This window comes from Pseudobutyrivibrio xylanivorans (assembly GCF_008935055.1).
Lineage (GTDB): Bacteria > Bacillota > Clostridia > Lachnospirales > Lachnospiraceae > Pseudobutyrivibrio > Pseudobutyrivibrio xylanivorans_A.
The window spans coordinates 455,608-480,251 of the sequence record NZ_CP043028.1; the positions used below are offsets into that span (position 1 = coordinate 455,608).

Consider the following 24,644-nt stretch of genomic DNA (forward strand, 5'->3'; position numbering starts at 1 on the left):
TATCAGGCATAAAAATGGACTTTTCACAGAATTATCACAATTAATAATGTAACATTATATAATATAAATGGTCAATCTCATTTTTTTGCCAATTATCTACATTTTTTGCCATATCCAACTCCCCCAAAATTGCACTAAAAAGGAGCCCTGAAATCAGAGCTCCTAGGAATCAAAAATGCTATTAATATGGACTAATTTTCGTCCACGTATTTCTGAATATTGCTAGCGTTTGCGTAGCGCTTAACCTCATCTCCATTGATAACTACAAGAGTCGGTGCCTGCATAACGCCATATTTCTTCGTCATATCAACCTGCTCCTCAGCATCGATAAGGATGTACTCCTCATCCTCTAGTATTTCCTTTGCACGAGCGCAGTTTGGACATGTCTTTGTTGTGAAAAGATACTTTACACCAGTTGCTGGCTCCTCTGACACAATTTCAAGATTTACCTTTGGCATTTCCTGCTGTGGAGCCTGAGCTGTCTGCTCTGCAACATGTCTCTCACCTGCCTTGCGGCATATAGAACCTGCAATATCGTAAAGCTTACGATTCTTAAACTCCTGAGTCTTGCCCTCGTTCCAGTTCTGAACTGGACGATAGTATCCTGTGATACGGCTGTAAACCTCTGCTGTCTTACCGCAGTGTGGGCAGGTATAATGCTCGCCAGCAATATAGCCATGATCCTTACATACAGAGTATGTAGGTGAAAGTGTATAGTATGGCAATCTGTAATTCTCAGCTATCTTGCGTACAAGATTTGCAGCTGACTCCCATGTAGGAAGTTTCTCGCCTATAAAGGCATGGAATACAGTACCTGATGTGTAAAGTGTCTGAAGCTCATCCTGAACATCAAGAGCATCAAAGATGTCTGAAGTAAACTCAACAGGCATGTGTGAGCTATTGGTATAGAATGGTGTGTCACCTTCCTTACCAGCTGTGATGATGTCTGGGAACTGCTCGCGGTCATGCTTTGCAAAACGGTATGTTGTAGACTCTGCTGGTGTAGCCTCAAGGTTATAGAGGTCACCGTACATCTCCTGATAATCAGAGAGACGCTCACGCATGTGATTGAGCACGTCCTTTGCAAACTGCTGTGTCTTCTCATTTGTCATATCTGCACGAAGCCAGTTAGCATTGAGACCAACCTCGTTCATACCGATAAGACCGATTGTAGAGAAGTGATTATTAAATGTACCAAGGTATCTCTTTGTATAAGGATATAATCCCTCATCAAGAAGCTTTGTGATGACACCACGCTTAATCTTAAGTGAACGTGCTGAGATATCCATAAGCTTATCAAGGCGGGCATAGAAATCAGCCTCATCCTTTGCCTGATATGCAATACGAGGAAGGTTGATTGTAACAACGCCTACCGAACCAGTGCTCTCTCCTGAACCGAAGAATCCGCCTGACTTCTTACGAAGCTCACGGAGATCAAGACGAAGACGGCAACACATAGAACGAACATCGCTTGGCTCCATATCTGAATTGATATAGTTGCTGAAGTATGGTGTTCCGTACTTAGCTGTCATTTCGAATAAGAGACGATTGTTCTCTGTGTCTGACCAGTCGAAATCACGTGTAATAGAATATGTAGGTATTGGATACTGGAAGCCACGTCCGTTAGCATCGCCCTCGATCATAATCTCAAGGAATGCCTTGTTAACCATGTCCATTTCCTTCTTGCAGTCCTTGTACTTGAAGTCCTGCTCCTTACCACCAACGATAGCTGGAAGCTCTGCCAAATCATTAGGCACTGTCCAGTCCAAAGTGATGTTAGAGAATGGTGCCTGAGTACCCCAACGAGAAGGAGTATTTACACCGTATATGAACGCCTCGAGGCACTTTTTAACCTCTTCGTACGATAAATTGTCTGTTTTAACGAATGGTGCAAGGTAAGTATCAAATGAAGAGAATGCCTGCGCGCCTGCCCACTCATTCTGCATGATGCCAAGGAAATTTACCATCTGATTGCAAAGAACAGAAAGGTGCTTTGCAGGTGCTGATGTAATCTTTCCTGTGATTCCACCAAGTCCCTCCTGAATAAGCTGCTTTAATGACCAACCTGCACAGTAGCCTGTAAGCATAGAAAGATCATGAATGTGGATTTCTGCATTGCGGTGTGCATTTGCAATCTCCTCATCATAAATCTCTGAAAGCCAGTAGTTAGCTGTGATTGCACCAGAGTTTGAAAGGATAAGTCCACCTACAGAATATGTAACAGTAGAATTCTCCTTTACACGCCAGTCCTCTACCTTGACATAGCTATCCACAACATTCTTGTAGTCAAGAACAGTAGACTTCATGTTGCGCATCTTTTCGCGCTGTTTTCTATATAAAATGTAAGCCTTGGCAACATCTGTGTAACCAGTCTGCTCCAAAACGTTTTCAACGGAATCCTGGATGTCCTCTACAGAAATCTTGCTTTCCTTGATTTTATTCTGAAAATCTGCAGACACTCTAAGTGAAAGCAAACCAATAATATCATCATTATAAGACTTGCCAGTAGCCTCAAATGCTTTTGCAATAGCATCATTAATCTTGCCAAGATTAAACTCTGCGATTTCCCCATCTCTTTTTACAACATCAAACAATTCTTCTCACCAATTTCCTTTCTCAATTATCTCCCCAAAAGGACTCCCTATAACAAACCTTTTGTTGTCCAAATTTAAAGCGTTCTTCCAAGGTTTAAGCAAAATAAAATGCATCCGACGTCTGATGCATTTCCTCTCTTTTGACTTGAATATATGTTAACAAAATATATAGTAAAGGGTCAATGTCTAATCACTATATATAGTGCTTTTCGTCATAATTACCTAAAATCACATTTGAGATTTGATTATTTTCTAAGTAGAATTATGTTTCAACGCACACAATATTTTGTATTTAGACATAAAAAAGACACACTATATATAGCGTGTCTTTTCAGCGTATTTATCTCGATTGCAAGAATATTTGCTCTTTTTGAGCTTCCTCGTCATTTGGGTACTTCTCTATATATTGTGCCAGCACCTCTTTGGCTTCTGAGTATCTGTTAAGCTTTTCCAGGGCAGCAACCTTCCCCTTCATAAGCTGTGACATATTGTCTATTGAATCAAGGCTCAACCCAGCCTCATAATAGTTCAGAGCATTCTCATAATTGCCATAGGTAAGCTCAATATCTCCCAATGTTCCAAGGGCTTCACTTGTAACCTCTTCTGATGCAGCATATTCTTCAAGCAGCGCCTGGGCTGAAACATAATCAGAATTATCCTGATAGATTTTTGCCAGATAAAGCTTTGCGTCTATTACACCCTTTTCATTAGCTTCCTTCAAAAGTTTCTCTGCTTCGTCACTCTGTCCAAGGATATAATAAATCCTGCCCTTAAAATACTTTGACTCAGCAGATTTATCTGAAACCTCAAGCGCATTATTTAAATATACCAAGCCCTGATCGGTGTACCCCAGAGCATTCAGGTTATCATATATTTCTATATATAATAGATAGTTCTTTTCATCAATGGCAACAGCAGCATCATAATCCTTAATTGCCTGACCAATCTCTCCCTCGCCGGCATAAATGCTTCCCCTAAGAAAATATGGCTTGTAGTTTTTGTCGTCATACTTGATAAGGTAAGTGTAAGTTGAAGCCGCATCCTCAAACTGATTATTTTTGAACTGAGCAGCTGCCTTGTAATAGTCAATATCAAGCTCCAGGTCAGTAACCTTTCCTATAGAACATCCAAGGGCCTTATCAAAGAGACTAACCGCCTCCTCATAATTCCCCTCTTCCATTGCAGCTACACCCTGATCTCTCAGCTGAATTTCCTTTTGATTATACCTGCTGCAGCCTGTCAAACAGCCAGCAGCACCTATGATTAATGCTAACGTTAGCAGTCTTTTCTTCATACAGATTCTCTCTTTTATGTTTTTGTATATTATTAACTTTAAAGTATATACAAAGAAAATACTATACTAAATATGCATTAAATTCAGTTCATCCTCTAAGGATTTTATCAAAAAAGAGTTCAGAGACATCCCCAGCATCTTGGCACCAACTGCTGCTCTCTGATGAAGCTGAGGATTAATTCTCACATTAAACTTTCCAGAATATGGCTTTTCATACTCCACACCATCTTCCTTACACCATTCCAAATAATCCTCAACAGAATTTTTGAACTCCTCCTCAAGCTCTTTTACAGAAGAACCCTGAAAAGTAATAACAGTCCTTGTATTTATAACTTCGCCCACAAAAATATGCTGTTCATCATCAAACTCTACTTTTCCAATATAACCCTTATAGTTCATCATTCTGTCACCCCCGCATTCTCTAAAAATCTTCTAACTGATTTCACAGCCCCTTGTCTGTAGTGTTCTCTGGGTGTGGTCTATGAAACACAGCTCTTTCTTTATTAAGTTCAACTCTGACTCTTGAGCCATTCCCTTCAGTGACTTTTCCACCTAATAAAATAAATAAATGCTCTATGTCTGACCATTTTATATCTGATCTGATGGGATTATAAAAAATATCCCTAAGAATTTTCTTATCTTTATTATTCATGGTACCACCATTTAGTACTATTTTCAAATTATATAAAATTCCCACCAATGTACATATGTGTTATAATATGTCGCAAATGAAGATATTATCATTTCTATTACTAAGGAGGGCCTTTTACATTTGGATGTTCACTTGTTAGTTAAATTTTTTATTTTGTTAGTTCTGCTTATCTTATCAGGATTCTTTTCATCTGCTGAAACAGCATTAACAACCGTAAATAAAATAAAGCTAAAAACAATGGCGGATGATGGGGATAAAAAAGCCAAAAGAGTATTAAAAGTTGTAAATCGACCAAAGAAGATGCTATCTGCTATTCTTATTGGAAATAATATAGTTAATTTATCCGCTTCATCTTTAGCAACCACTCTAGCTATTGATATATTTGGTAGTGTAGGTGCTGGAATAGCCACAGGTATTCTCACATTGTTAATACTTATATTTGGTGAGATTACCCCTAAATCAATTGCCACATTAAATTCAACCAGCTTGAGCCTTACTTTTGCGCCTTTTATAGGAGCTCTGATGTGGTTGCTCACTCCTGTCATCGAAATAATCAACTTTCTCTCAGGTATCTTTATCAGAATGTTCGGCATCGACCCTGACTTCAAGGACGAGACCATCACCGAAGAAGAAATCCGCACTATGGTTGATGTCAGCCATGAATCAGGTGCTATAGAGCAGGATGAGCGCACAATGATTCACAAGGTGTTTGATTTCTCTGATGCCTGCGCCAAAGAAGTCATGATTCCTCGAATCGATATGACAATGGTGGATGCAGATGCCACCTATGAAGAGCTAATTGCTGTTTTCAAAGAGGATATGTACACAAGAATTCCCGTGTGCGAGCCAGACACTGAAAAAGTACTTGGCATCGTCAATATGAAGGATTTTTTAGGGTTAAATCCGCCTGAAGATTTCAAGGTCACCGACTATCTTAGAGATGCCTATTTTACCTATGAAATGAAGAATGTCTCTGACTTGTTTGATGAAATGCGTGAAGAATCTGCATCTTTATCAATTGTACTTGACGAATATGGCGAGCTTTCCGGCATGATTACTCTTGAAGATCTCCTAGAGGAAATAGTTGGAGAAATTCGCGATGAATATGATGAGGATGAGGAAGACCCAGTTGTCCGCCTGAGCGAAAGAGAATATCAAGTCCTTGGTTCTATGAATCTTGAAGATTTATGCGATATTATTCCTCTTGGCTTTGAAAGCGACGACTACGATACAATCGGAGGCTACATAGTCGGCGCATTCGACCACTTTCCAAACGTAGGAGAGACTTACGTCTCAGAGGATGGAACTATCATCCGTGTCCTTGCCGTAGAAAAAAAGAGAATCACAAAGCTTCGCATCAAGCTATCGGCCCAAGCCACCCAGCCACAGCAGTAGAAATATTGATTATCAGACCTAATCCACCAATCATCTGGAACGCAATATGCAATCCAGCTGCAGGTGGATGGGTCTTATTTTTTATCATTCCCAACCTTCTATCTTTTATACAGCATTCATAATCCAGAACTATATTCAGGATAACTCCTGCCGTATTTACAAAAACAAATATCCAAAGACTTATTTCAGTTTTGAGGTTGATGTACAAATATAGATTTGCGAAAAGAAGGAGATTCTTCACTATTGCTGCCTCAATCTTTTTCTTCCAACTCATCCTATAATCCTCCGCGCTCTCAGTTGACCATGTGTCAACCTCCGCTCTTAGCTCTTTGACAATATCCTCCGGCATCTTTCCAGCCTTTCCTCCTAGAGTCACCGCATTTCTATCAAGAATATAGGTATGAAGCTTTTTCATCGGCTTACAGCCAATATGATAATAAACGTAAGAAAATCCTTTTGATGGTGGCCGCTTCATCGCCTTTATCAAAATTCTGGCCATAAACCTATCGTCAATAAAGGTATAATAAAGACTTTTCAGTATTTCCGAAGGCATTGCACCTGTTGCCGCTATATCAATAAGTCGAAACATGTATAGTCTCTTTTTCTGATGCAACTGTTTCATTGAATGACGATGCACAATTGCTGACACAATTGAAATAATGCCTGTAATGCCCCATAACAGAAAACATATTGTTAAAGTATTAAATTGCATACTACTCCCGTGGGAATAAATCGATGTGATTAATAGAAAACAAAAACGACACGCTAAACGCGTGCCGTTAGATTAACATAATTTGAAAGCTAAGTAAAGCAAAAATTAAACTGTCTCTGGCTCTGGATACTCAACACCAAATGTCTCAACAGTAACCTTCTTCATCTTCTGCTCCTGTACAGGTCTGTCTGACCAGTCTGTATCTGTCTCAGCAATCTTGTTTACAACGTCCATACCCTCGATTACCTTACCGAATGCAGCATAGTCTCCATCAAGATGTGGGCTTGTCTTGTGCATGATAAAGAACTGGCTTCCTGCTGAATCAGGAATCATTGTACGAGCCATTGAAAGAACGCCTGGCTCATGCTTAAGATCGTTCTTGAAGCCGTTGCTTGAGAACTCACCCTTGATCGAATAACCTGGGCCGCCCATACCTGTTCCGTCTGGATCTCCGCCCTGAAGCATAAAGCCATTGATTACGCGGTGGAAAATAACACCGTCATAGAAATTGTGGTTAATTAAGCTGATGAAGTTGTTAACTGTGTTTGGGGCAATCTCAGGATAAAGCTCAGCCTTCATGATATCCCCATTCTCCATTTCAATCGTAACTACAGGATTCTGTGCCATAAAATAATTCTCCTTCCTTAAATCCGCTAGTTACGGCTACAGGATCTTTGACTGTTACGCTTACAAGCCTGATGATTTCTCCGCTCGACTAAATGTCTCGCTTAAGAAATATCAGAGCTTGACAGCTACAGTCAAAATTTATAGCCTACCAGCTCATTTAAAAACTGTTTGTTAATTTAATATTTAATTATCTAATTATTTAATTGTAGTTTCTACGTTCTCGAGGATTGTCTTGGCACCCTCGAGGTATTCGTTATTTACATCAAAGATGCGACCTGCATCTGCTGCTGTAGCAAGTGCACGATCCATAGGCATCTTGCCAATAACTGGAAGCTTGAGCTCTGCTGCCACTTCGTCGATATGGCTCTCTCCGAAGATTTCAATCTTCTTGCCACAGTCAGGGCACTTAATATAAGAGTAGTTTTCAACAAGACCAAGCACTGGAATGTGCATCATATCAGCCATGTTGTAAGCCTTCTTCACAATCATCTGAACAAGCTCCTGAGGGCTTGTAACGATTACGATGCCGTCTACTGGAAGTGACTGGAAGCATGTAAGAGGAACATCACCTGTTCCTGGTGGCATATCTACAAAGAGATAATCAAGCTCACCCCACTCAACATCTGTCCAAAACTGCTTTACAACTCCTGCGATAACTGGACCTCTCCAAACTACTGGAGACTCCTCATCATCAAGGATAAGATTGATTGACATAATCTTGGTGCCATCCTCTGCAACCTCTGGAAGCATAATGCCCTCAGCGTTTGCTGCAGCTGGACCGTGTACACCAAACATCTTTGGAATAGATGGACCTGTAATATCTGCGTCAAGAACACCTACCTTGTATCCTGCTCGAGCCATAACGCCAGCAAGTGAAGATGTGACCATTGATTTACCAACGCCACCCTTTCCAGATACAACGCCGATGACATGCTTTATATTTGAATTAGCATTTGGTGCTTCAAGAAAAGCTGTATTTCTAATGCCTGCCTTTGAAGCCTCTGCTGAAGGGCATCCCTCGCAAGAGCCTCTTGAGCAAGAGCTGGCTGAAGCACATGAACTATTATCTGCCATTATTAAACCTCCTATTTGTTGATAACTTAATTATTTACACTGCCAATTAGTATAACATATTCTCACACATTGTACTCGTACATTTGTAAATACAATGGCTCAATTATCAAAATTCGTTGAAAAATCAGTGTTTATCGGAATTGTTGTTACATGCACCAACTTATCAACCAAGTTATCCACAATTTCCACAATTCAAAATTTTTAGTTGAGGATAAGTTAATCTAATAAACAACTTATCCACATTTTCCCCTTTTATTAACAAATATTCACTAAATAACCTCTATTAATTGATAATATACCCTTAAAAGAGAGTTTTTATTTTTCCCTATCTTAGTTATAATGAAGTGAATAATTAAACCGAGGTATACAAATGACAGACACAAAAAATGTTCTATCCTTCGCTGTGGAGCTGGGTGATATTTTGCTCAGAAACGGAGCTGAAGTATATAGAGTTGAGGATTCGGTCCTCGCCATTTTAAATTCATATGATATTACAGACTGCGATGTATATGTTCTCAGCAATGGTATCTTCGCCAGTGCGGATGAGACCACAGTTCACGCAAGTTCTATGATAAGACACGTTCCTATGTATCCAATGCACCTTGGCAGAATTGCTGCTCTTAACAGTCTTTGTCGTGAGGTTTGTGCGAAGACAATTTCAATCGAGGATGCATGGGGCAAGCTTGAGGATTGTAAGAAGCTCCCTGGCTACAATCTTCCTGTAATGATTATTGCCACAGGAATCGGTTGCGGTGGCTTTGCCTACCTTTTTGGCGGCACCGCTTTAGATGGTATCATCGCTACAATCGTCGGCTGCCTGCTTAGAATATTCCTTCATTTTGAGAGCAAAATGAACAATTCCAAGACCGTCACAAACGTTCTGGGAAGCATCTTTATAACTATCCTTGCTATACTTTTTTCAGCATCAGGGCTTCATATCCACTCCGATAAAGTCATCATCGGTGGAATAATGCCTTTAGTTCCTGGAATTCCGTTGACAAACAGTATCCGCGATTTCATCAATAGCGATTATCTTTCAGGCTCCATCCGCCTTATTGATGCACTGCTAACCGCATTTTGTATTGCAGTTGGCGTTGGTATCGTAATCACAATTGTTCAACTTATTGGTGGAGGTGCTTATTTATAATGTATTACATGTATTGCATAGAATTTATTGTTAGTATGATTGCCACAATCGCATTTGCAATTGTGTTTTCAGCTCCAAGGTCTGAGCTTTTCTACTGTGGCTTATCCGGTGCCATCGGATGGATTTTTTACTATCTGATTTGGACTTCTATGGATGCTGCTACTTTAGGAAATGTTGTTGGTGCATTAGCACTTACCATTTTCTCAAGAATCTTTGCAGCCAAAAGAAAAAAGCCCGTCACCGTTTACCTTATTTCAGGAATCTTCCCTTTGGTACCCGGTGCAGGCATTTACTACACATCTTATTATTTAATTATGAATGATATGGTTTCCTTCAGCCAATACGGCTTGCAAACCATAAAAACTGCCGGTGCAATCGTAATGGGAATCATCCTTAGCATGGCTTTCCCACAGAGCTGGTTTAATAAAGCTTTTGCACCTTCCGATCGTAAGTAATCAGGCCATTGAGCTCGTCTTCGATATCAGTTGCCTGAGTAAATACAGCTCCAGCAAGTCCCTCTTCCTCGAGGGACTTTATTTTTGCCATCAGTTCATCATATGCATCCTGCAAATCCTTCTGGTGCTCATATTTCTTATAGCCATAAATAGCATCACGCTTCACATGATTTCCTACCTTCATCGAAAATCCACCATACTCGGAGATTACATAAGGTCTCTGCCCCTGCTTAACCTTTAATTCTTCAAAATAAATATGCTCTGAGAACACATCTCCACAGTCCTCGTGGAACCAACCTGAGGCCGCATCGAATGGTCTTGTATTATCAATCTTCATAGCATATTCCAGGCAATCCGCTGCATCGAACTGTCCCCAACCCTCGTTAAACAGGCACCACTGCCCTAGACAAGGAACACTGATAAGCTGTTCAATCATCTCCTTGCACTCCTGATGCCATACCTGCTTTGACTTTTCGGTGTTGCGTCCAGTAAATCTAAGAAATAGTCTGTTTTTATCCTTGGCATTTCCAAATGGACGAACCACTGTAGGAATATTACAAATCATATTCATATCATACTTGGTACCGCCGTTTACAATATCCTGCCAAACAATCATTCCAATCCTGTCGCAGTGAAAATACCAGCGCATAGGCTCTAATTTGCAATGCTTTCTAATCATATTGAAGCCAAGACTCTTTAGGGTCTCAATATCATTAATCATTGCATCGTCAGATGGCGGCGTCATAAGACTCTCCGGGTAATATCCCTGATCCAAAACGCCATTCATAAAGTAAGGCTTGTGATTAAGAGTCAATCTTGGAATTCCATTTTCATCAGACGCCACGCCAAAATGTCGCATTGCAAAATACGACGAGAATGCATCCTTGCCGTATTCAATGTTGATAAAGTACAGATTTGGCTCCTCTGGTGTCCATAACTTGTAGTTTGCAAGTTTGACGGTGATATATAGCTTATCATCCTGTATCTGGTCTACCTGTACTTCTTTTATTAAATCCTGATTAGACGAGTCAATTTTCACCTGACCCTTCTTCTCAGAGACTTTCATAATGAGTTTCAGACAATGCTTGTCGATGTCTGGTATCATTATAAGCTTCGTCACATATACTTCTGGAACCCATTCCATCCAAACGGTCTGCCAAATACCACTCTGTGCACTGTACCACATGCCACTTGGTTCCAAGGATTGCTTGCCTCTAGCATAGCCAATCCTGTCAGTATAATCACGAACCTTAACCTTCAGTTCATTATCACCTTCAACCACGTAGTCTGTAATATCAAAAGTAAATGAAGTATAACCGCCCTCATGCGCCCCAATATTAATACCATTCAGGGACACATGAGCAATCTGATCCACCGCGCCAAAATGAAGAAGAAGTCGCTTTGTCTTCTTTAACCTGTCCATATTGAAATGCCTTGCATATTCCAAGGTCTCCTCAGGAAGAAGCACATGTCCATCCGTTCCAGAAAGCTTTGTTTCTGGAGAAAATGGCACCTCTATATCACCTGACGAAACCACTCTTCCTTGGCCACTGAGTATACGATAGTTCCAGGTACCATTCAGGTTGATATAGGACTTTCTTTGAAGCTGCGGGCGTGGGTATTCCTGCAGGCCAGTGTATTTAAAGTCTGTAGAGAGCTCATATCTAGCCGCATTTTTATCAGGCTTAGAAATAGCTGAAAGCATGTCCTTCCAATTCATAATCTCCTCCTTCTCCAGAGGCTTCCCCTCGAGGGGAAGCCTTGTTATATTCTGACTTCAGATTGTTTTCTCGCTACCCACGTTCTATATACGATTACTAGGCATATACTATGGACACTGAGTGTCAACAGCCAGCTGCCTGGGTATGAGAAGAAAAGCACATCCTGTGTATGATGAATCTGAAAAAATGTTGCAATCCAAAGCAAGCGTGTGGCACAAGCGCCAAGCAGAGATACAATCATAGGAACTGTAGAGTGCCCCAATCCTCTAAGTCCTCCAGTGAGCGTATCCATAATTCCACACAGAGCATAGAAACAGCAAACCCAGAAAAGACGAAGGGTTCCAGCTGCAATTGCATCCGCACTGTCTGTGTATATTCCAAGTAGCTGTGGGGCAAAACCGTAAGCCAGGTTGCCCATAACAAGCCCCACAACTATAACAATACCAAGTGTCTCAAATATTACCTTCTTAACTCGTTTCTCATTTCCAGCACCATAGTTTTGTCCGACAAATGTCACTGTTGTCTGAGATACAGAGTTCATAGAAATATATACGAAGCCTTCAATGCTGCCTGCCGCTGAAGAGCCGGCAATTACAGCAGTACCGAAAGAATTAATTGCTGATTGAATAACTACGTTTGAAAGTGAAAATACAGTGCCCTGTATTCCAGCAGGAAGGCCAATCTTAATTATTCTTTTAAGAATTCGTTTATCTATTGATATTTGGGGCAATTCCAGCTTCAAGCAACCTTCCTGTCTCATTAGGAAGCCCACCAATAATCCACAGGAAATATAGTTGGAAGTAACGGTGGCTATTGCAACACCAGCCACGCCCATCTTAAATACTATTACCAGCAAAAGGTTAAATAATACATTTATTACACCTGCTATTGTCAAAAACATCAATGGATGTGAGGTGTCTCCAGAAGCTCTGAGTATAGCAGCAAGGAAATTGTATAGCATTACCGCAGGCATAGCCATGAAGTAAATTCGCACATAGAGAGCTGCCAAATCAATAACCTCCACTGGTGAGCCCATCAACTCAAGCATAGGTCGTGCACCAAACAAACCAATAAATATTAAAATAACACCGCAAATTATTGAAAATGCAGTGCTGGTATGTACAGTTTTCTTAACATCTTCATTCTGGCCTGCCCCATAGAACTGAGCAGCGCAAACATTGGCACCAACGGACATACCAATGAAAAGATTGGTCATGAGATTTATCAATGAATTGGTGGAACCGACAGCCGCAAGGCTGGCTTCACCTGCGAATCTTCCCACCACAATAACGTCAGCTGCATTAAAAAGAAGCTGTAACACACCTGACAGGATAATAGGAATTGTAAAAATAATTAGCTTCCCCAAGAGAGGGCCGTGAGTCATATCGAGCTTTTGAGTTTTCATAGTTTGATTATAACCAATGAGGGCAGGTCTTAAAAGACCTGCCCTCAAAAAATTAAAGAAAGAAATTATAGGAAAAATCTAAACTTATGTAAGTATAGATATTGCCCCTAGGTTATTTTGAAGCCCTAGACTACTGCTTGTCAGCAAGCTCAGCCTTAAGTGCCTCTGTAAGAGCTGGAACAATCTTGTTAAGATCGCCAACGATACCGTAATCAGCTACCTCAAAGATAGGAGCATTCTCATCCTTGTTGATAGCGATGATGATATCAGACTCTTCCATACCTGCTGTATGCTGGATAGCACCAGAGATACCGATTGCGAAGTAAACGTTTGGACGAACAGTCTTACCTGTCTGACCTACCTGAAGATCCTTTGGCTTCCAGCCTGAATCTACAACTGCACGTGAGCAAGAAACTGTACCACCGATAACCTCTGCAAGATCCTCAAGGAGCTTGAAGTTCTCAGGTGAACCAACACCACGACCACCAGATACAAGGATCTTAGCATCCATGATATCTACTGTAGATGTAGCATTCTTAACGATGTTAAGGATTTCAACGTAACGGTTGTTCTCCTTAAGCTCTGGCTTGTAGTTGATAACCTCAGCCTTTCTACCAGCCTCCTTAGGAAGCTTCTGCATAACACCTGGACGAACTGTAGCCATCTGTGGACGGTTGTCTGGGCATGCGATTGTAGCGATTGTGTTTCCACCGAATGCAGGACGTGTCATAAGAAGCTGATTGTGCTTCTGCTCCTGACCTTCCTTAGCTACGAGTGGGAAATCACCAATCTCAAGTGATGTACAGTCAGCTGTAAGACCAGTCTTAACACGTGCTGAAACTGTAGGGCCAAGATCACGACCGATAGCTGTTGCGCCAACGAGCATAATCTCTGGCTTGTACTCATTAATATAAGCTGTAAGAGCCTGTGCATATGGCTCTGTACGATATGTCTCAAGTGCTGGATCATCGATAACAACGACCTTGTCTGCACCGTACTCACCAAGCTTGTCTGCAAGGTCAGCGATACCTGAACCAAGTACTACTGCTGTTACGTCTGTTCCTAAATCTGCTGCAAGCTCATGTGCCTTACCGATAAGTTCGAAGGCAATTGAGCTAAGTTTATTATCAACCTGCTGAGCGAATATAGCTACGCCCTTGTATTCTTCTAATGACATTCTATTTGCCTCCTCTTATTAAATTACATGCTTCTCTTTAAGCTTGTTAACGATGTACTCTACTGACTCCTTAGGGTCAAGAGCAACCTTCTCGCCTGCACCCTTACGAACCTTGTCAGATGCCTTTGCGATCTTTGTTGGAGAACCAGCAAGACCGATGTTTGCATCATCAAGATCTGTAAGATCATCACGGCCCCATACAGTAACTTCCTTCTCATATGCATCAAAAATTCCGCCTGGAGTCATGTAACGTGGCTGATTAAGCTCTGAAAGAGCTGTAATTAAGCAAGGCATCTGTGCCTTAACCTCATGATATCTATCCTCATACTGACGCTTAACGACAACGCTGTTGCCCTCAACCTTGATATCCTCAGCATAAGAGATAACTGGAAGTGAAAGGTGCTCAGCGATCTGTGGACCTACCTGAGCTGTATCACCATCGATAGCCTGACGACCTGTGATGATGAGATCATAGTCAAGCTTCTTAACAGCAGCTGCTACTGTTGAAGATGTTGCCCATGTATCTGCGCCACCAAGACGTCTATCTGTAACAAGAACTGCCTCATCTGCACCCATAGCGAGAGCTTCACGAAGCATATCATCTGCCTTTGGAAGACCCATAGTTACAACTGTAACCTTTGCGCCTGTCTCATCCTTGATTCTAAGAGCAGCCTCAAGACCTGCCTTATCATCTGGGTTCATAATTGCGAGCATTGAAGCTCTATCAAGAGTTCCATCTGGGTTGAACTTTACGCCGCCCTTTGTGTCAGGAACCTGTTTAATACATACTACGATATTCATGTATTTAATCTCCTTTTATTTACACGATAATAAACAATCTTACTTGAGCATTGCGCCAGAGATAACAAGTCTCTGAACCTCAGATGTACCTTCGTAGATTTCTGTGATCTTAGCATCACGCATCATACGCTCAACATCGTACTCTCTTGTGTAACCATAACCACCGTGAAGCTGTACAGCCTTTGTAGTAACAGCCATAGCTGCCTCAGCTGCGAAAAGCTTAGCCTCAGCTGCCTCGATAGAGTAGCTTGTCTTGTGATCCTGTGTGTAAACGTCCTTTGTGCAAGCAGCGTTGTATACAAGATACTTAGCAGCATCCATACGAGCCTTCATATCAGCAAGCTGGAATGCTGTGTTCTGGAATGCAGCGATTGGACGACCAAACTGCTTTCTTTCCTTTACGAACTCGATTGTTGCATCGATTGAGCCCTCGCCAATACCAAGAGCCTGAGCAGCGATACCAATACGTCCACCATCAAGTGTGTGCATTGCGATACCAAAGCCCTTGCCTCTAGGTCCAAGGAGGTTCTCCTTTGGAATGCGGCAATCCTGGAAGATAAGCTCGTATGTAGAAGAAGCACGGATACCCATCTTCTTCTCCTTTGTACCGAATGTAAATCCAGGAGTATCCTTCTCTACGATGAATGCAGAGAACTTCTTAGACTTACGTCCCTTAGCATCTTCAACAATATCTGTAACAGCAAATACGATATAAATATCTGCCTCTTTACCGTTTGTGATGAAGCACTTTGAACCATTAAGTACCCAAGAATCGCCATCTTCGATAGCTCTTGTCTGAGCACCCTGTGCATCTGTACCAGCACCTGGCTCTGTAAGAGCGAATGCACCAAGCTTCTTACCACTTGCAAGTGGAACTAAGAACTTCTGCTTCTGCTCTTCTGTACCATATGTAAGAATAGGATCGCAGCAAAGTGATGTATGTGCAGAAACGATAACACCTGTAGTACCGCAAACCTTTGAAAGCTCCTCTACGCACATAACGTATGTAAGAACGTCACAGCCCTGTCCGCCGTACTCCTTTGGTACAGGAATACCCATGAAGCCGTACTTCATCATCTTCTCTACGTTCTCGCGTGGGAACTGCTCTGTCTCATCAATTTCCTGAGCCATTGGCTTAACTTCGTTCTGAGCGAATTCTCTGAACAGCTGTCTAGCCATCTCATGCTTCTTATCTAATGTAAAATCCATGATCTGAATCTCCTTAATTTATTGTAGAAATCATTTCTTTAGTTATTCTCTCGCCTGTTACACTTACAAGCCTGATGAATTCTCCGCTCATCTAACACGATTCGCTTGAGAATTATCAGAGCTTGTCAGCTACAGGCTATCTAATCATATAGTAATGATTTCAATTTAATTTACATATCCACTAACGGGAAGACGCACATATTTAAGATTTGCTTCGCAAATGGATGTGCGTCGTGGCAATACCTTTGCTTCGCAAAAATATTGCTCTTACTGAGCATCTACTGCTGTCTTAGTACGGTCTGCGTTGTATACGTAGAATCCCTTACCAGACTTAACACCAAGGTTACCACCACGAACCATCTTACGAAGAAGTGGGCAAGCACGATACTTACTGTCGCCTGTCTCGTTGTAAAGAACGTCCATGATTGCAAGGCAGATATCAAGACCGATGAAATCGCCGAGCTCAAGTGGTCCCATTGGGTGGTTAGCACCAAGCTTCATAGCTGCATCGATACCAGCGATATCAGAAACACCTTCCATCTTGATGAAAGCAGCCTCGTTGATCATTGGGATAAGGATACGGTTTACTACGAAACCAGCAGCCTCGTTAACCTGTACAGGAGTCTTTCCGATTTCCTCAGAAATCTTCTTGATAGCATCTACTGTCTCAGCAGGTGTGTTAACACCAGCGATAACCTCAACAAGCTTCATTCTGTCAGCTGGGTTGAAGAAGTGCATACCAATCATTGGACGGTTAAGACCGTTACCAATCTCTGTGATTGAAAGTGAAGATGTATTTGAAGCGAAGATGCATTCAGGCTTAGCGATTTCATCAAGCTCCTTGAATGTTGTCTTCTTAACTTCCATGTTCTCGAAAGCAGCCTCAACGATAAGGTCACAATCCTTGCAAAGGTCTTCCTTAAGACCTGGAGTAATCTTAGCGAGGATAGCATCTACTGCTGCCTGCTCCATCTTTCCTTTTTCAACAAGTCTTGCATAACCCTTAGCAATCTTGTCCTTACCGCCTTCAGCCCACTCCTGCTTAATATCGCAAAGAGCTACTTCATAGCCATCAACCATAGCAAATGCCTTAGCAATGCCCTGGCCCATTGTACCTGCGCCAATTACGCCTACCTTCATTTTATATTCCTCCTGAATAATTTAGTCCGCTCCCTTTACTCTTTCTCTCGGTTGTTACGGCTACAAGCCTGATAATTTCTCTGCTCGACTACATGTCTCGCATGAGAAATATCAGTGCTTGATACCTACAACCTACTTAAAATTATTTGGAGCTCACTTAATATTTTTAGTTGATTGAATAATATAAACTACTGTATGTAGTCTTATTGTCTTAACGATTAAGCTTTATGCTTCATATTTCTCTACAATAGTAGCGCAACCCATACCGCCACCGATGCAAAGAGTAGCAAGACCCTTCTTGTACTCTGGGTTGTGAAGCATATCGTAAATAAGTGTTACAAGGATACGAGCACCAGAAGCTCCTACTGGGTGACCAAGTGCGATAGCACCACCGTTTGGATTAAGCTTCTTAAGGTCGAAGCCGAGGTCCTTACCAACTGCTACTGACTGAGCAGCGAATGCCTCGTTTGCCTCGTAAACATCGAGATCCTCAATTGTAAGACCAGCCTTAGCAAGAGCCTTCTTTGTTGCTGGAACAGGACCAACACCCATGATTTCTGGAGCACATCCGCCAAGAGCACCAGCTACGAAAGTAACGAGTGGCTTAACACCAAGCTCCTTAGCCTTCTCCTCAGACATAACAACGAGTGCTGCAGCACCATCGTTGATACCTGAAGCATTACCAGCTGTAACAACTCCGTCTGGATAAAGAGCCTTAAGCTTAGCAAGACCTTCGATTGTTGTACCAGGTCTTGGGCCTTCATCTGTATCGAAAATAACTGTTTCCTTCTTCTTCTTGATTTCTACAGGAACGATTTCATCCTTGAATGCGCCAGCTTCAATAGCTGCACAAGCCTTGTTCTGAGAAGCTACTGCGAACTCATCAAGCTCTTCTCTTGTAAGACCCCACTGCTCAGCTACGTTGTCAGCTGTCTTAATCATGTGGTAATCATTGTATGCATCCCAAAGAGCATCCTTTACCATTGTATCTACTAAAGCACCCTGGCTTGCGCTTGGCCATGTCATTCTGTAACCATAACGTCCGTTAGGAAGTGCAAATGGAGCTAAAGACATGTTCTCCATACCACCTGCTACTACTACATCTGCATCACCTGCGATGATCATCTGTGCAGCCTGGTTAACACAGTTAAGACCAGAACCACAAACAACGTTTGTTGTAACAGCTGTTGTCTCGTTTGGAAGACCAGCCTTGATAGCTGCCTGACGAGCAACGTTCTGTCCAAGACCTGCCTGGATAACGCAACCCATGTATACGTGCTCAACATCCTCTGGCTTGATTCCAGCTCTCTTAACTGCCTCCTTGATTACGATGGCACCTAAGTCTGCTGCTGGTGTAGTACTAAGTGATCCACCCATAGTACCAATCGCTGTTCTACATGCGCTAGCAATAACTACTTTTTTTCCCATGTTTTCTTTCTCCTTTTTAGAAATACTTTTTATTTTGACCTCATAGAGTAATATTTCTTAAGACAACTCATTAAATCATCAACACTTTATACATGTTGCACAATTGTACATCTTCTAAACTGTTAATTTTTTAACGAACCATCTCAAAAAAAAAGACCCCATTCCGTCACCGATGTGAAAATATTAACATAGTTTCGTCACATTTTCAACAAAGATTTTCGTCAGAATGTCAGGTCTTATATTCATTTTCAGAATATTCTAGTGTATATTCTCCAATTCTCTCACTCCGCTTGTTAAAAAATTATCAAAAAACCTTGATTTTACGTTAAAAAGGAAACCGCAGCACGCTGCCGTGGTTTCCAAATTGTGTCTATCGCTATGAAAATTTAATATAAATTCGCACACAGATTTTTAAAAGCCTACTGTCGTAAATCTGTAAGTATAAAGATTTTCACTCCAGCTTCCCACCTCATCTGCGGTGGTAACATACAATGTTCTTGATGATAATCTTCCATATCCGTCTCTTGCGAAACAACCATTGTGATTTCTATCATGACCAGTTGTGGCCTCTCCAATTAATGCGATTCTCATCCAGTCCATGCTACTCAGCGAATCAAGACTGCCATCCCAGGAAGCACTGTAAACTGATTGCTCGGCTGAAATAAAATTCAAATCTCCTGATGGGAATGGATGTGTATCGCAGGTCATATAGAGTGTTCCATCTGAGTATGCAAAATCTGCATTACTGATGAAATCATAGTTGCAGGACACTTGTACTTTTCCAAGTCTCTGAACATTATCCAAATCAGAGCAATCAAGCTCTTCCACATAGGTAGTAGTCTGACTCGCAGTTCCACTAGTGTAAAACAGGAAAATACGGCCATCGTAATTAATCAATGATGGCTGGCCCACTCCCCAGTATCCATCTCTAGATGCGGACACAATTCGTCCTGTTTTTTCCCAACTTGTTAAATCATTTGAAACAGCAAATCCAACTTCATTGGCTGTACAATCATAGGTCGCGCAACCTAAATATGCCATTAAATATGTGTAAGAGTTTCCTTCGTATGTAAAATCCCCTTCTACAACAGTAGGATCGCAAACCTGCACTGAATCCCAAGCACCAGATGTGGTGGCGAGAACTCGTTTGCCATTGTAGCAGATACCATCCTTCACCTCCCCAGGAGTAGCCTCATTAGAACAATACAATACATTACCATTTATGGATGTTGGACAGTATTTATAAACGCCCCCGCCTGCTAAAGGAACGTTATCCTCCTGAATGCTTCTTTCATAATCTTCATATTGTTTTTTTGCCGTTGGTAGTGTCAAAAATGCCACCGCTCCGACTATCACAACGACTTGCAAAAACAATAATAACTTTCTCTTTGTAAATGGCCGCTTTTTCATAACCCCGTCCTCCTTATCTTAAGGGGGAATAATAGCTCTTTTACAAAGGTTATCATGAGCTATGCCATTAAAACGAAAGTTCACAGTACTTATACTAAAGTTTAACTATCTGTTAAAAAATTTTTAACAAAACTTTCAAATACTCAGAATATTTTCTTTTGTATAGAAAAACGCCACATGTCTTATTAAAGACACATGGCGCAAATACCACACTTATACTACGTTTGGTTCTAATTTAAACTTGTCACGTATTGTTTTAAGATACTTTTCTTTATTGCCTGATGCTGCAAGAATCGGAGCGTATGCATCTCTACCACTGATGTTGTATAGGTGCTTGTAATCGCCATCAGCTGGTGAACCAAAGGCATCCATATATTCCTTACAGAAATCAAATATACCCTGCTGTGTTTCTTTGATTCCATCAAGATTGTCATCGTAGTTACCGAAGTCGTACCCTACAGCTCCATTATCTAAAAGTTTAAATCCCTTGAACTGTCTGGTTGGAGAGGCAAGAATCAGCTCCCAGAAAACATTGTAGTCCTTGGATGGATCATGCTTTTTAAGCAGATCACGGTTGAAGCTCTGAGAGTACAGATATGCAGACATAACTCCGGTCTGAAGGAATGTCTCTGTCTGATATGGCTCCGCATTATGAACAGTGTTTGTACCTGCAATCATTCCAAGGATTTCGCATGGAATGTTCCACTTTTCATTACATAATCTGCGTATAGCTATGGCGCCACTTCCTGCCCAGCCAATATCCACAAGGAGAGCCTTGTCACAGCCTGCAAGCATCTTCTCATAGTAACGCTTTGCCGCTTTGTCTCGCTGCTGATAGAGGGATACTATTCTGTTAGCATTCTCCTCTAAGCATACTCTGAGAATCTCCACATTCTTCGTAGTAAGCTCATCCTCTAAATGAAGCTTTATCTTTCGTCCTTCTGCGCCAATCAAATCCACCTTTGTGTTGGCAATGGTGTAGCCCTCCACCTTGTCTGCAAGGTCTGTTAGCTCCATTGATGACAGAATCTCTGAAAGCTTATACTTCTGGTTAACCTTATGATAAAGGAATCGTCTAAAATAATCGCTTTTGTCTAGCTCGAAGGTAAGGACAGTCGCAGCTTTTCTAGACCAGTATGCATATTCTGTTCTGCCACTATCACTCTCGTCAGGATACATCATCTCGTATACCTGCTTGATAGTATCTCCGTCACGCGATAGGAAAAGCAGCTTATCAATATTATGAAGCTTTGCATATTCGTGAATATACGAACAATAACCCATCACGAAAAGACCACCGTAAATATAACCGTACTCATACTCCATAGAAGTAGACTTCTCGTCTGCGCCTGAATAAATACGGTTGTTTACAATACCACGATATGCTCCACCAATAATAGGAGACATATCATAGGATCTGAACAGTAATGTTTTCCTATTTACATTTGGATAGTATAGTGTATCGAAACCATGGGCCTTTGCCATTGCAATATCACTATGCGTATTGTCACCCACATGTATATAGCGGAGGTCTTCGCCCATCTTTTTCTTAACTACATCATAGAGACGACCATCGCTCTTACTCTTATGATATTCATTAGAAACGAAAATATTCTCGTAGCCTGCGTAGCCATTCTTTTCCAGCATCTTTACGAGAAAATCCTTAGTAAGATACATATCAGAAGTTATGACAATAGTCTTTCCCATTTCCTGAAGGCGGGTAAATACCTGCTTCATAAATGGATTAGCATAGCATATGTCAAACTCTAATTCCTCTTCGATAGCCTTTCCTCTGGCTGCATCCAAACCGGTGATGTCATGCATACGGTTCCAGATGTCGTCAATATCTACTTCGTAGTCAACGAATTTCTTCTTTTGTTTTCTAAGTCTTTCGGCTCTAATTAATCGAGCCTCATACTCAGCACGTGCTCTAAGATCCTTAAAGTTCAAGAAATCCAAACGACAGCCAATCAAATAAAACAAATCAGCTGGCTCAGATAACGGTCTGAAAATCAAAGTGTCAAATATATCAAAGGAGACAACATCATACTTTGAAAGCTTTTCAACGAATTTATCCACAGAAATATCTGGGAATTCTTTTTTAAAAAGCTCCATCTCCGATTTCTTATATTCCACATTCTTGTATTCATAAGTCTTGGCCTTGTCATCCTCACCAAGAAAATGCATATGCAAAATATAGTAGGCAAAATTAAGCCATAATAAGTAAAGGTATGATAAAAACTTCTTAATTCCAGTCGAATTGTCATGCATAGCATGATACTTCGACTTAATTCCTGGATATTTATTTACCAGGAATATGTATAACTTTAATCTCATTCTATAATTCTTTCTCTGCAAATCTTAATGCTGAATCAATCACAGCATCCATATCGTAATACTTGTACTCGCCAAGACGTCCACCAAAGAGAACCTTGTCTTCTTTCTCAGCAAGCTCTTTGTACTGCTCGTATAGCTTTCCATTCTTTTCATCATTTACTGGATAGTATGGCTCATCGCCAGGCTTCCATTCTGAGCTGTACTCACGGCTGATGATAGTCTTAGGAATATCATTTCCTTCATCATCCTTACCAAACTCAAACCACTTGTGCTCAATGATTCTAGTCCATGGAGTCTCTGCATCTGTATAGTTAACAGCAGCATTTCCCTGAAAGTTTGGCTTATCAAGTGTCTCGTTCTCAAATCTAACTGAACGATACTCAAGAGTACCAAGCTTGAAATCAAAGTATGCATCAATAGGACCAGTGTAAACTACCTTCTCTGCGAGGGCATCAAGCTCAGCCTTGTTCTCAAGATAATCTGTATTAAGACGTACCTCAATACCATCAAGCATGTTCTCAACCATCTTTGTGTAACCACCTATTGGAATACCCTGATAAAGAGCATTGAAGTAGTTGTTATCAAAAGTAAGTCTCACTGGAAGTCTCTTAATGATGAATGCTGGAAGCTCTGTACAAGGACGGCCCCACTGCTTCTGTGTATAGCCTTTGATAAGCTTCTCATAGATATCTGTTCCAACAAGTGAGATTGCCTGCTCCTCAAGGTTCTTAGGTTCTGTGATACCAGCCTCTTTTCTCTGCTCCTCAATCTTTGCTGCAGCCTCTTCTGGAGTTACAACTCCCCACATCTTGTTGAAGGTATACATATTAAATGGGAGTGAATAAAGCTCGCCCTTATAATTTGCAACTGGTGAATTTGTGAAGCGATTAAAAGTTGCAAACTTAGTTACATAATCCCATACATGCTTCATATTTGTATGGAAGATATGTGCACCATATTTGTGCACATGAATACCTTCCTGCTTTTCTGTATATATATTTCCTGCGATATTAGGTCTCTTGTCGATAACGAGAACCTTTTTGCCAGCATCTGTAGCCTGACGTGCAAACACTGCACCAAAAAGTCCAGATCCTACTACTAAATAATCGTACATAGTCTTACTCTCCTTTTAGCCTAGAGGTTTACTGTAAAAATTCTCCCACCGGAGGATGGGAGAATGGTTTGTTTTAATTACTCTCGGATGTATTTACCAGCTTCTCAAAGTCTGTAACCGTCATATGTGCTCTCTTAGCAGCCTCTTCAATGTTCAGCAGTCCATCTTTGACTAGTGAAACAAGCATTTCCACTCTGCCTTCTTCTCTGCCTTCTTCTTTCAGTTCTTCAACTGCTTTACACATATCGTACTCACCCTCCTTGTTCTTCTTTGGCAACTCCAAAGAAGCGAACTCACTCATCAGTTCAGCTGTTTCTCTGTCCATCTGACTAAATGAAATGTCATTTCTAACTGCTTCCCTCAACTTTTCACCATCATTTCTTCTATTAAGAAACGTAAAAAGTTCCCGCAATTTGGTTTTAAAGCCAGGAATAACATCTAAATCTATAATTGAAAATTAATATTACAATCATCCACAAATGAAGCTATTTTCTCATCCATTGAAGCCATCATCTCTTTAAGAGTAGTTGGACCATCCCATGAATTAATACCCCAATAAATTGTAACAGTAACAACTGGTATAAGTCTATCCTCTTTAGTAAATCCAGATAAAAATGTACTAGCGTCTTGAATTGCTTCTGTTCTTCTTTCTTTTGCTATTGACTCTACCTGTTCAGCATAAGTAAGCGCATTGTAAAGCATTGTCCTAACAGGCATCGCATAATGAACATCGCTTTGATTCTCAATTCCAAGCAACACAAAATAATTCGAATTGCCCCTCATTACGATTGCAGATTTAATGACATCACGAATCTTTTGAACTGTGATTGATTTTTTACTTCCGGTTAGCGGTATGTTAATCAGACTGGTTGCATCGACTTCTTGCAACTCCTTCCAGTCAATGACCTCTTCTCAATCATAGATTAATCCATTAAAGAAGTCTGCAAACTTC

General features: G+C 41.0%; 22 protein-coding genes. 3 read left to right on the forward strand and 19 right to left on the reverse strand.

Annotated features, from left to right (window positions below; genetic code table 11):
• Positions 1 to 191 precede the first annotated feature (191 nt).
• From FXF36_RS02065 to FXF36_RS02080, 4 genes are all read right to left on the reverse strand, one after another.
• Positions 192 to 2,594, reverse strand: a complete 2,403-nt coding sequence (locus tag FXF36_RS02065; protein WP_151622235.1) for a ribonucleoside triphosphate reductase — start codon at positions 2,592 to 2,594, stop codon at positions 192 to 194.
• 340 nt (positions 2,595 to 2,934) lie between these two features.
• Positions 2,935 to 3,888 carry a tetratricopeptide repeat protein gene (locus tag FXF36_RS02070; protein WP_151622236.1) on the reverse strand — a complete coding sequence of 318 codons (954 nt, stop codon included), beginning with the start codon at positions 3,886 to 3,888 and terminating at the stop codon, positions 2,935 to 2,937.
• A gap of 66 nt (positions 3,889 to 3,954) precedes the next feature.
• The gene (locus FXF36_RS02075) at positions 3,955 to 4,290 is read right to left on the reverse strand and encodes a type II toxin-antitoxin system HicB family antitoxin (protein WP_151622237.1); all 336 of its coding nucleotides are present in this window, start codon (positions 4,288 to 4,290) and stop codon (positions 3,955 to 3,957) included.
• A gap of 40 nt (positions 4,291 to 4,330) precedes the next feature.
• Positions 4,331 to 4,540 (reverse strand): type II toxin-antitoxin system HicA family toxin, encoded by a 210-nt coding sequence (locus tag FXF36_RS02080; protein ID WP_202880052.1) that lies wholly within the window; start codon positions 4,538 to 4,540, stop codon positions 4,331 to 4,333.
• A 153-nt stretch (positions 4,541 to 4,693) separates the two neighbouring features.
• Here FXF36_RS02080 and FXF36_RS02085 point away from each other — a divergent pair, with 153 nt between their 5' ends.
• A complete protein-coding gene (locus tag FXF36_RS02085; RefSeq protein WP_317617426.1) occupies positions 4,694 to 5,935 on the forward strand; it encodes an HlyC/CorC family transporter in 1,242 nt (413 codons plus the stop codon).
• On the opposite strand, the gene FXF36_RS02090 is transcribed toward FXF36_RS02085, so the two are convergent.
• The 3 genes from FXF36_RS02090 to FXF36_RS02100 all read right to left on the reverse strand — a co-directional run bounded on the left by FXF36_RS02090 (position 5,898) and on the right by FXF36_RS02100 (position 8,348).
• Entirely contained in the window at positions 5,898 to 6,524 is a 627-nt protein-coding gene (locus FXF36_RS02090; RefSeq protein ID WP_151622239.1) for a hypothetical protein, read from the reverse strand. The two genes, FXF36_RS02085 and FXF36_RS02090, sit on opposite strands and share 38 nt — an antisense overlap.
• A 228-nt stretch (positions 6,525 to 6,752) precedes the next feature.
• A complete protein-coding gene (locus tag FXF36_RS02095) occupies positions 6,753 to 7,274 on the reverse strand; it encodes a peptidylprolyl isomerase (RefSeq protein WP_151622240.1) in 522 nt (173 codons plus the stop codon).
• 195 nt (positions 7,275 to 7,469) lie between these two features.
• Entirely contained in the window at positions 7,470 to 8,348 is an 879-nt protein-coding gene (locus tag FXF36_RS02100; protein WP_151622241.1) for an Mrp/NBP35 family ATP-binding protein, read from the reverse strand.
• 370 nt (positions 8,349 to 8,718) lie between these two features.
• On the opposite strand from FXF36_RS02100, the gene FXF36_RS02105 reads away from it, so the two are divergent.
• Positions 8,719 to 9,495, forward strand: a complete 777-nt coding sequence (locus tag FXF36_RS02105) for a threonine/serine exporter family protein (RefSeq protein WP_151622242.1) — start codon at positions 8,719 to 8,721, stop codon at positions 9,493 to 9,495.
• On the forward strand, positions 9,495 to 9,950 hold the full coding sequence (locus tag FXF36_RS02110) for a threonine/serine exporter family protein (RefSeq protein ID WP_151622243.1): 456 nt from the start codon (positions 9,495 to 9,497) through the stop codon (positions 9,948 to 9,950). Before FXF36_RS02105 ends, FXF36_RS02110 begins: the two co-directional genes overlap by 1 nt.
• Here the strand turns inward: FXF36_RS02110 and FXF36_RS02115 are convergent.
• The 12 genes from FXF36_RS02115 to FXF36_RS02170 all read right to left on the reverse strand — a co-directional run bounded on the left by FXF36_RS02115 (position 9,916) and on the right by FXF36_RS02170 (position 24,580).
• The gene (locus tag FXF36_RS02115) at positions 9,916 to 11,670 is read right to left on the reverse strand and encodes a glycoside hydrolase family 2 protein (RefSeq protein ID WP_151622244.1); all 1,755 of its coding nucleotides are present in this window, start codon (positions 11,668 to 11,670) and stop codon (positions 9,916 to 9,918) included. The genes FXF36_RS02110 and FXF36_RS02115 overlap by 35 nt on opposite strands.
• 44 nt (positions 11,671 to 11,714) lie before the next feature.
• Positions 11,715 to 13,076, reverse strand: a complete 1,362-nt coding sequence (locus FXF36_RS02120) for an MATE family efflux transporter (RefSeq protein ID WP_151622245.1) — start codon at positions 13,074 to 13,076, stop codon at positions 11,715 to 11,717.
• Positions 13,077 to 13,206: 130 nt separating this feature from the next.
• On the reverse strand, positions 13,207 to 14,253 hold the full coding sequence (locus FXF36_RS02125) for an electron transfer flavoprotein subunit alpha/FixB family protein (RefSeq protein ID WP_151622246.1): 1,047 nt from the start codon (positions 14,251 to 14,253) through the stop codon (positions 13,207 to 13,209).
• Positions 14,254 to 14,271: 18 nt separating this feature from the next.
• Positions 14,272 to 15,054 carry an electron transfer flavoprotein subunit beta/FixA family protein gene (locus FXF36_RS02130; RefSeq protein WP_151622247.1) on the reverse strand — a complete coding sequence of 261 codons (783 nt, stop codon included), beginning with the start codon at positions 15,052 to 15,054 and terminating at the stop codon, positions 14,272 to 14,274.
• A 39-nt stretch (positions 15,055 to 15,093) separates the two neighbouring features.
• Complete coding sequence (locus tag FXF36_RS02135) at positions 15,094 to 16,263, reverse strand: acyl-CoA dehydrogenase (RefSeq protein ID WP_151622248.1); 1,170 nt, start codon at positions 16,261 to 16,263, stop codon at positions 15,094 to 15,096.
• 267 nt (positions 16,264 to 16,530) lie between these two features.
• Positions 16,531 to 17,403 carry a 3-hydroxyacyl-CoA dehydrogenase NAD-binding domain-containing protein gene (locus FXF36_RS02140; protein ID WP_151622249.1) on the reverse strand — a complete coding sequence of 291 codons (873 nt, stop codon included), beginning with the start codon at positions 17,401 to 17,403 and terminating at the stop codon, positions 16,531 to 16,533.
• A 225-nt stretch (positions 17,404 to 17,628) separates the two neighbouring features.
• The gene (locus tag FXF36_RS02145) at positions 17,629 to 18,831 is read right to left on the reverse strand and encodes an acetyl-CoA C-acetyltransferase (protein ID WP_151622250.1); all 1,203 of its coding nucleotides are present in this window, start codon (positions 18,829 to 18,831) and stop codon (positions 17,629 to 17,631) included.
• Between the two features lie 411 nt (positions 18,832 to 19,242).
• Positions 19,243 to 20,241: a glycoside hydrolase family protein gene (locus FXF36_RS02150; protein ID WP_151622251.1), complete on the reverse strand. Its 999-nt coding sequence runs from the start codon at positions 20,239 to 20,241 to the stop codon at positions 19,243 to 19,245.
• A 213-nt stretch (positions 20,242 to 20,454) separates the two neighbouring features.
• Positions 20,455 to 22,578 (reverse strand): HAD family hydrolase, encoded by a 2,124-nt coding sequence (locus FXF36_RS02155; RefSeq protein ID WP_151622252.1) that lies wholly within the window; start codon positions 22,576 to 22,578, stop codon positions 20,455 to 20,457.
• Position 22,579: 1 nt separating this feature from the next.
• On the reverse strand, positions 22,580 to 23,692 hold the full coding sequence (gene glf / locus FXF36_RS02160; protein WP_151622253.1) for a UDP-galactopyranose mutase: 1,113 nt from the start codon (positions 23,690 to 23,692) through the stop codon (positions 22,580 to 22,582).
• Between the two features lie 73 nt (positions 23,693 to 23,765).
• Entirely contained in the window at positions 23,766 to 24,104 is a 339-nt protein-coding gene (locus tag FXF36_RS02165) for a hypothetical protein (protein WP_151622254.1), read from the reverse strand.
• 32 nt (positions 24,105 to 24,136) lie between these two features.
• Complete coding sequence (locus tag FXF36_RS02170) at positions 24,137 to 24,580, reverse strand: Rpn family recombination-promoting nuclease/putative transposase (protein WP_151622255.1); 444 nt, start codon at positions 24,578 to 24,580, stop codon at positions 24,137 to 24,139.
• Positions 24,581 to 24,644: the final 64 nt, after the last annotated feature.

Excerpts from the sequence above, each read along its gene's own strand:
- FXF36_RS02070 (WP_151622236.1), bottom strand. The coding sequence starts at position 3,888 with ATGAAGAAAAGACTGCTAACGTTAGCATTAATCATAGGTGCTGCTGGC.
- FXF36_RS02130 (WP_151622247.1), bottom strand. The coding sequence starts at position 15,054 with ATGAATATCGTAGTATGTATTAAACAGGTTCCTGACACAAAGGGCGGC.
- FXF36_RS02095 (WP_151622240.1), bottom strand. The coding sequence starts at position 7,274 with ATGGCACAGAATCCTGTAGTTACGATTGAAATGGAGAATGGGGATATC.
- FXF36_RS02120 (WP_151622245.1), bottom strand. The coding sequence starts at position 13,076 with ATGAAAACTCAAAAGCTCGATATGACTCACGGCCCTCTCTTGGGGAAG.
- glf (WP_151622253.1), bottom strand. The coding sequence starts at position 23,692 with ATGTACGATTATTTAGTAGTAGGATCTGGACTTTTTGGTGCAGTGTTT.
- FXF36_RS02100 (WP_151622241.1), bottom strand. The coding sequence starts at position 8,348 with ATGGCAGATAATAGTTCATGTGCTTCAGCCAGCTCTTGCTCAAGAGGC.
- FXF36_RS02090 (WP_151622239.1), bottom strand. The coding sequence starts at position 6,524 with ATGTTTCGACTTATTGATATAGCGGCAACAGGTGCAATGCCTTCGGAA.
- FXF36_RS02155 (WP_151622252.1), bottom strand. The coding sequence starts at position 22,578 with ATGAGATTAAAGTTATACATATTCCTGGTAAATAAATATCCAGGAATT.
- FXF36_RS02140 (WP_151622249.1), bottom strand. The coding sequence starts at position 17,403 with ATGAAGGTAGGCGTAATTGGCGCAGGTACAATGGGCCAGGGCATTGCT.
- FXF36_RS02135 (WP_151622248.1), bottom strand. The coding sequence starts at position 16,263 with ATGGATTTTACATTAGATAAGAAGCATGAGATGGCTAGACAGCTGTTC.
- FXF36_RS02105 (WP_151622242.1), top strand. The coding sequence starts at position 8,719 with ATGACAGACACAAAAAATGTTCTATCCTTCGCTGTGGAGCTGGGTGAT.
- FXF36_RS02150 (WP_151622251.1), bottom strand. The coding sequence starts at position 20,241 with ATGAAAAAGCGGCCATTTACAAAGAGAAAGTTATTATTGTTTTTGCAA.
- FXF36_RS02080 (WP_202880052.1), bottom strand. The coding sequence starts at position 4,540 with ATGAATAATAAAGATAAGAAAATTCTTAGGGATATTTTTTATAATCCC.
- FXF36_RS02115 (WP_151622244.1), bottom strand. The coding sequence starts at position 11,670 with ATGAATTGGAAGGACATGCTTTCAGCTATTTCTAAGCCTGATAAAAAT.
- FXF36_RS02125 (WP_151622246.1), bottom strand. The coding sequence starts at position 14,253 with ATGTCATTAGAAGAATACAAGGGCGTAGCTATATTCGCTCAGCAGGTT.
- FXF36_RS02075 (WP_151622237.1), bottom strand. The coding sequence starts at position 4,290 with ATGATGAACTATAAGGGTTATATTGGAAAAGTAGAGTTTGATGATGAA.
- FXF36_RS02110 (WP_151622243.1), top strand. The coding sequence starts at position 9,495 with ATGTATTACATGTATTGCATAGAATTTATTGTTAGTATGATTGCCACA.
- FXF36_RS02145 (WP_151622250.1), bottom strand. The coding sequence starts at position 18,831 with ATGGGAAAAAAAGTAGTTATTGCTAGCGCATGTAGAACAGCGATTGGT.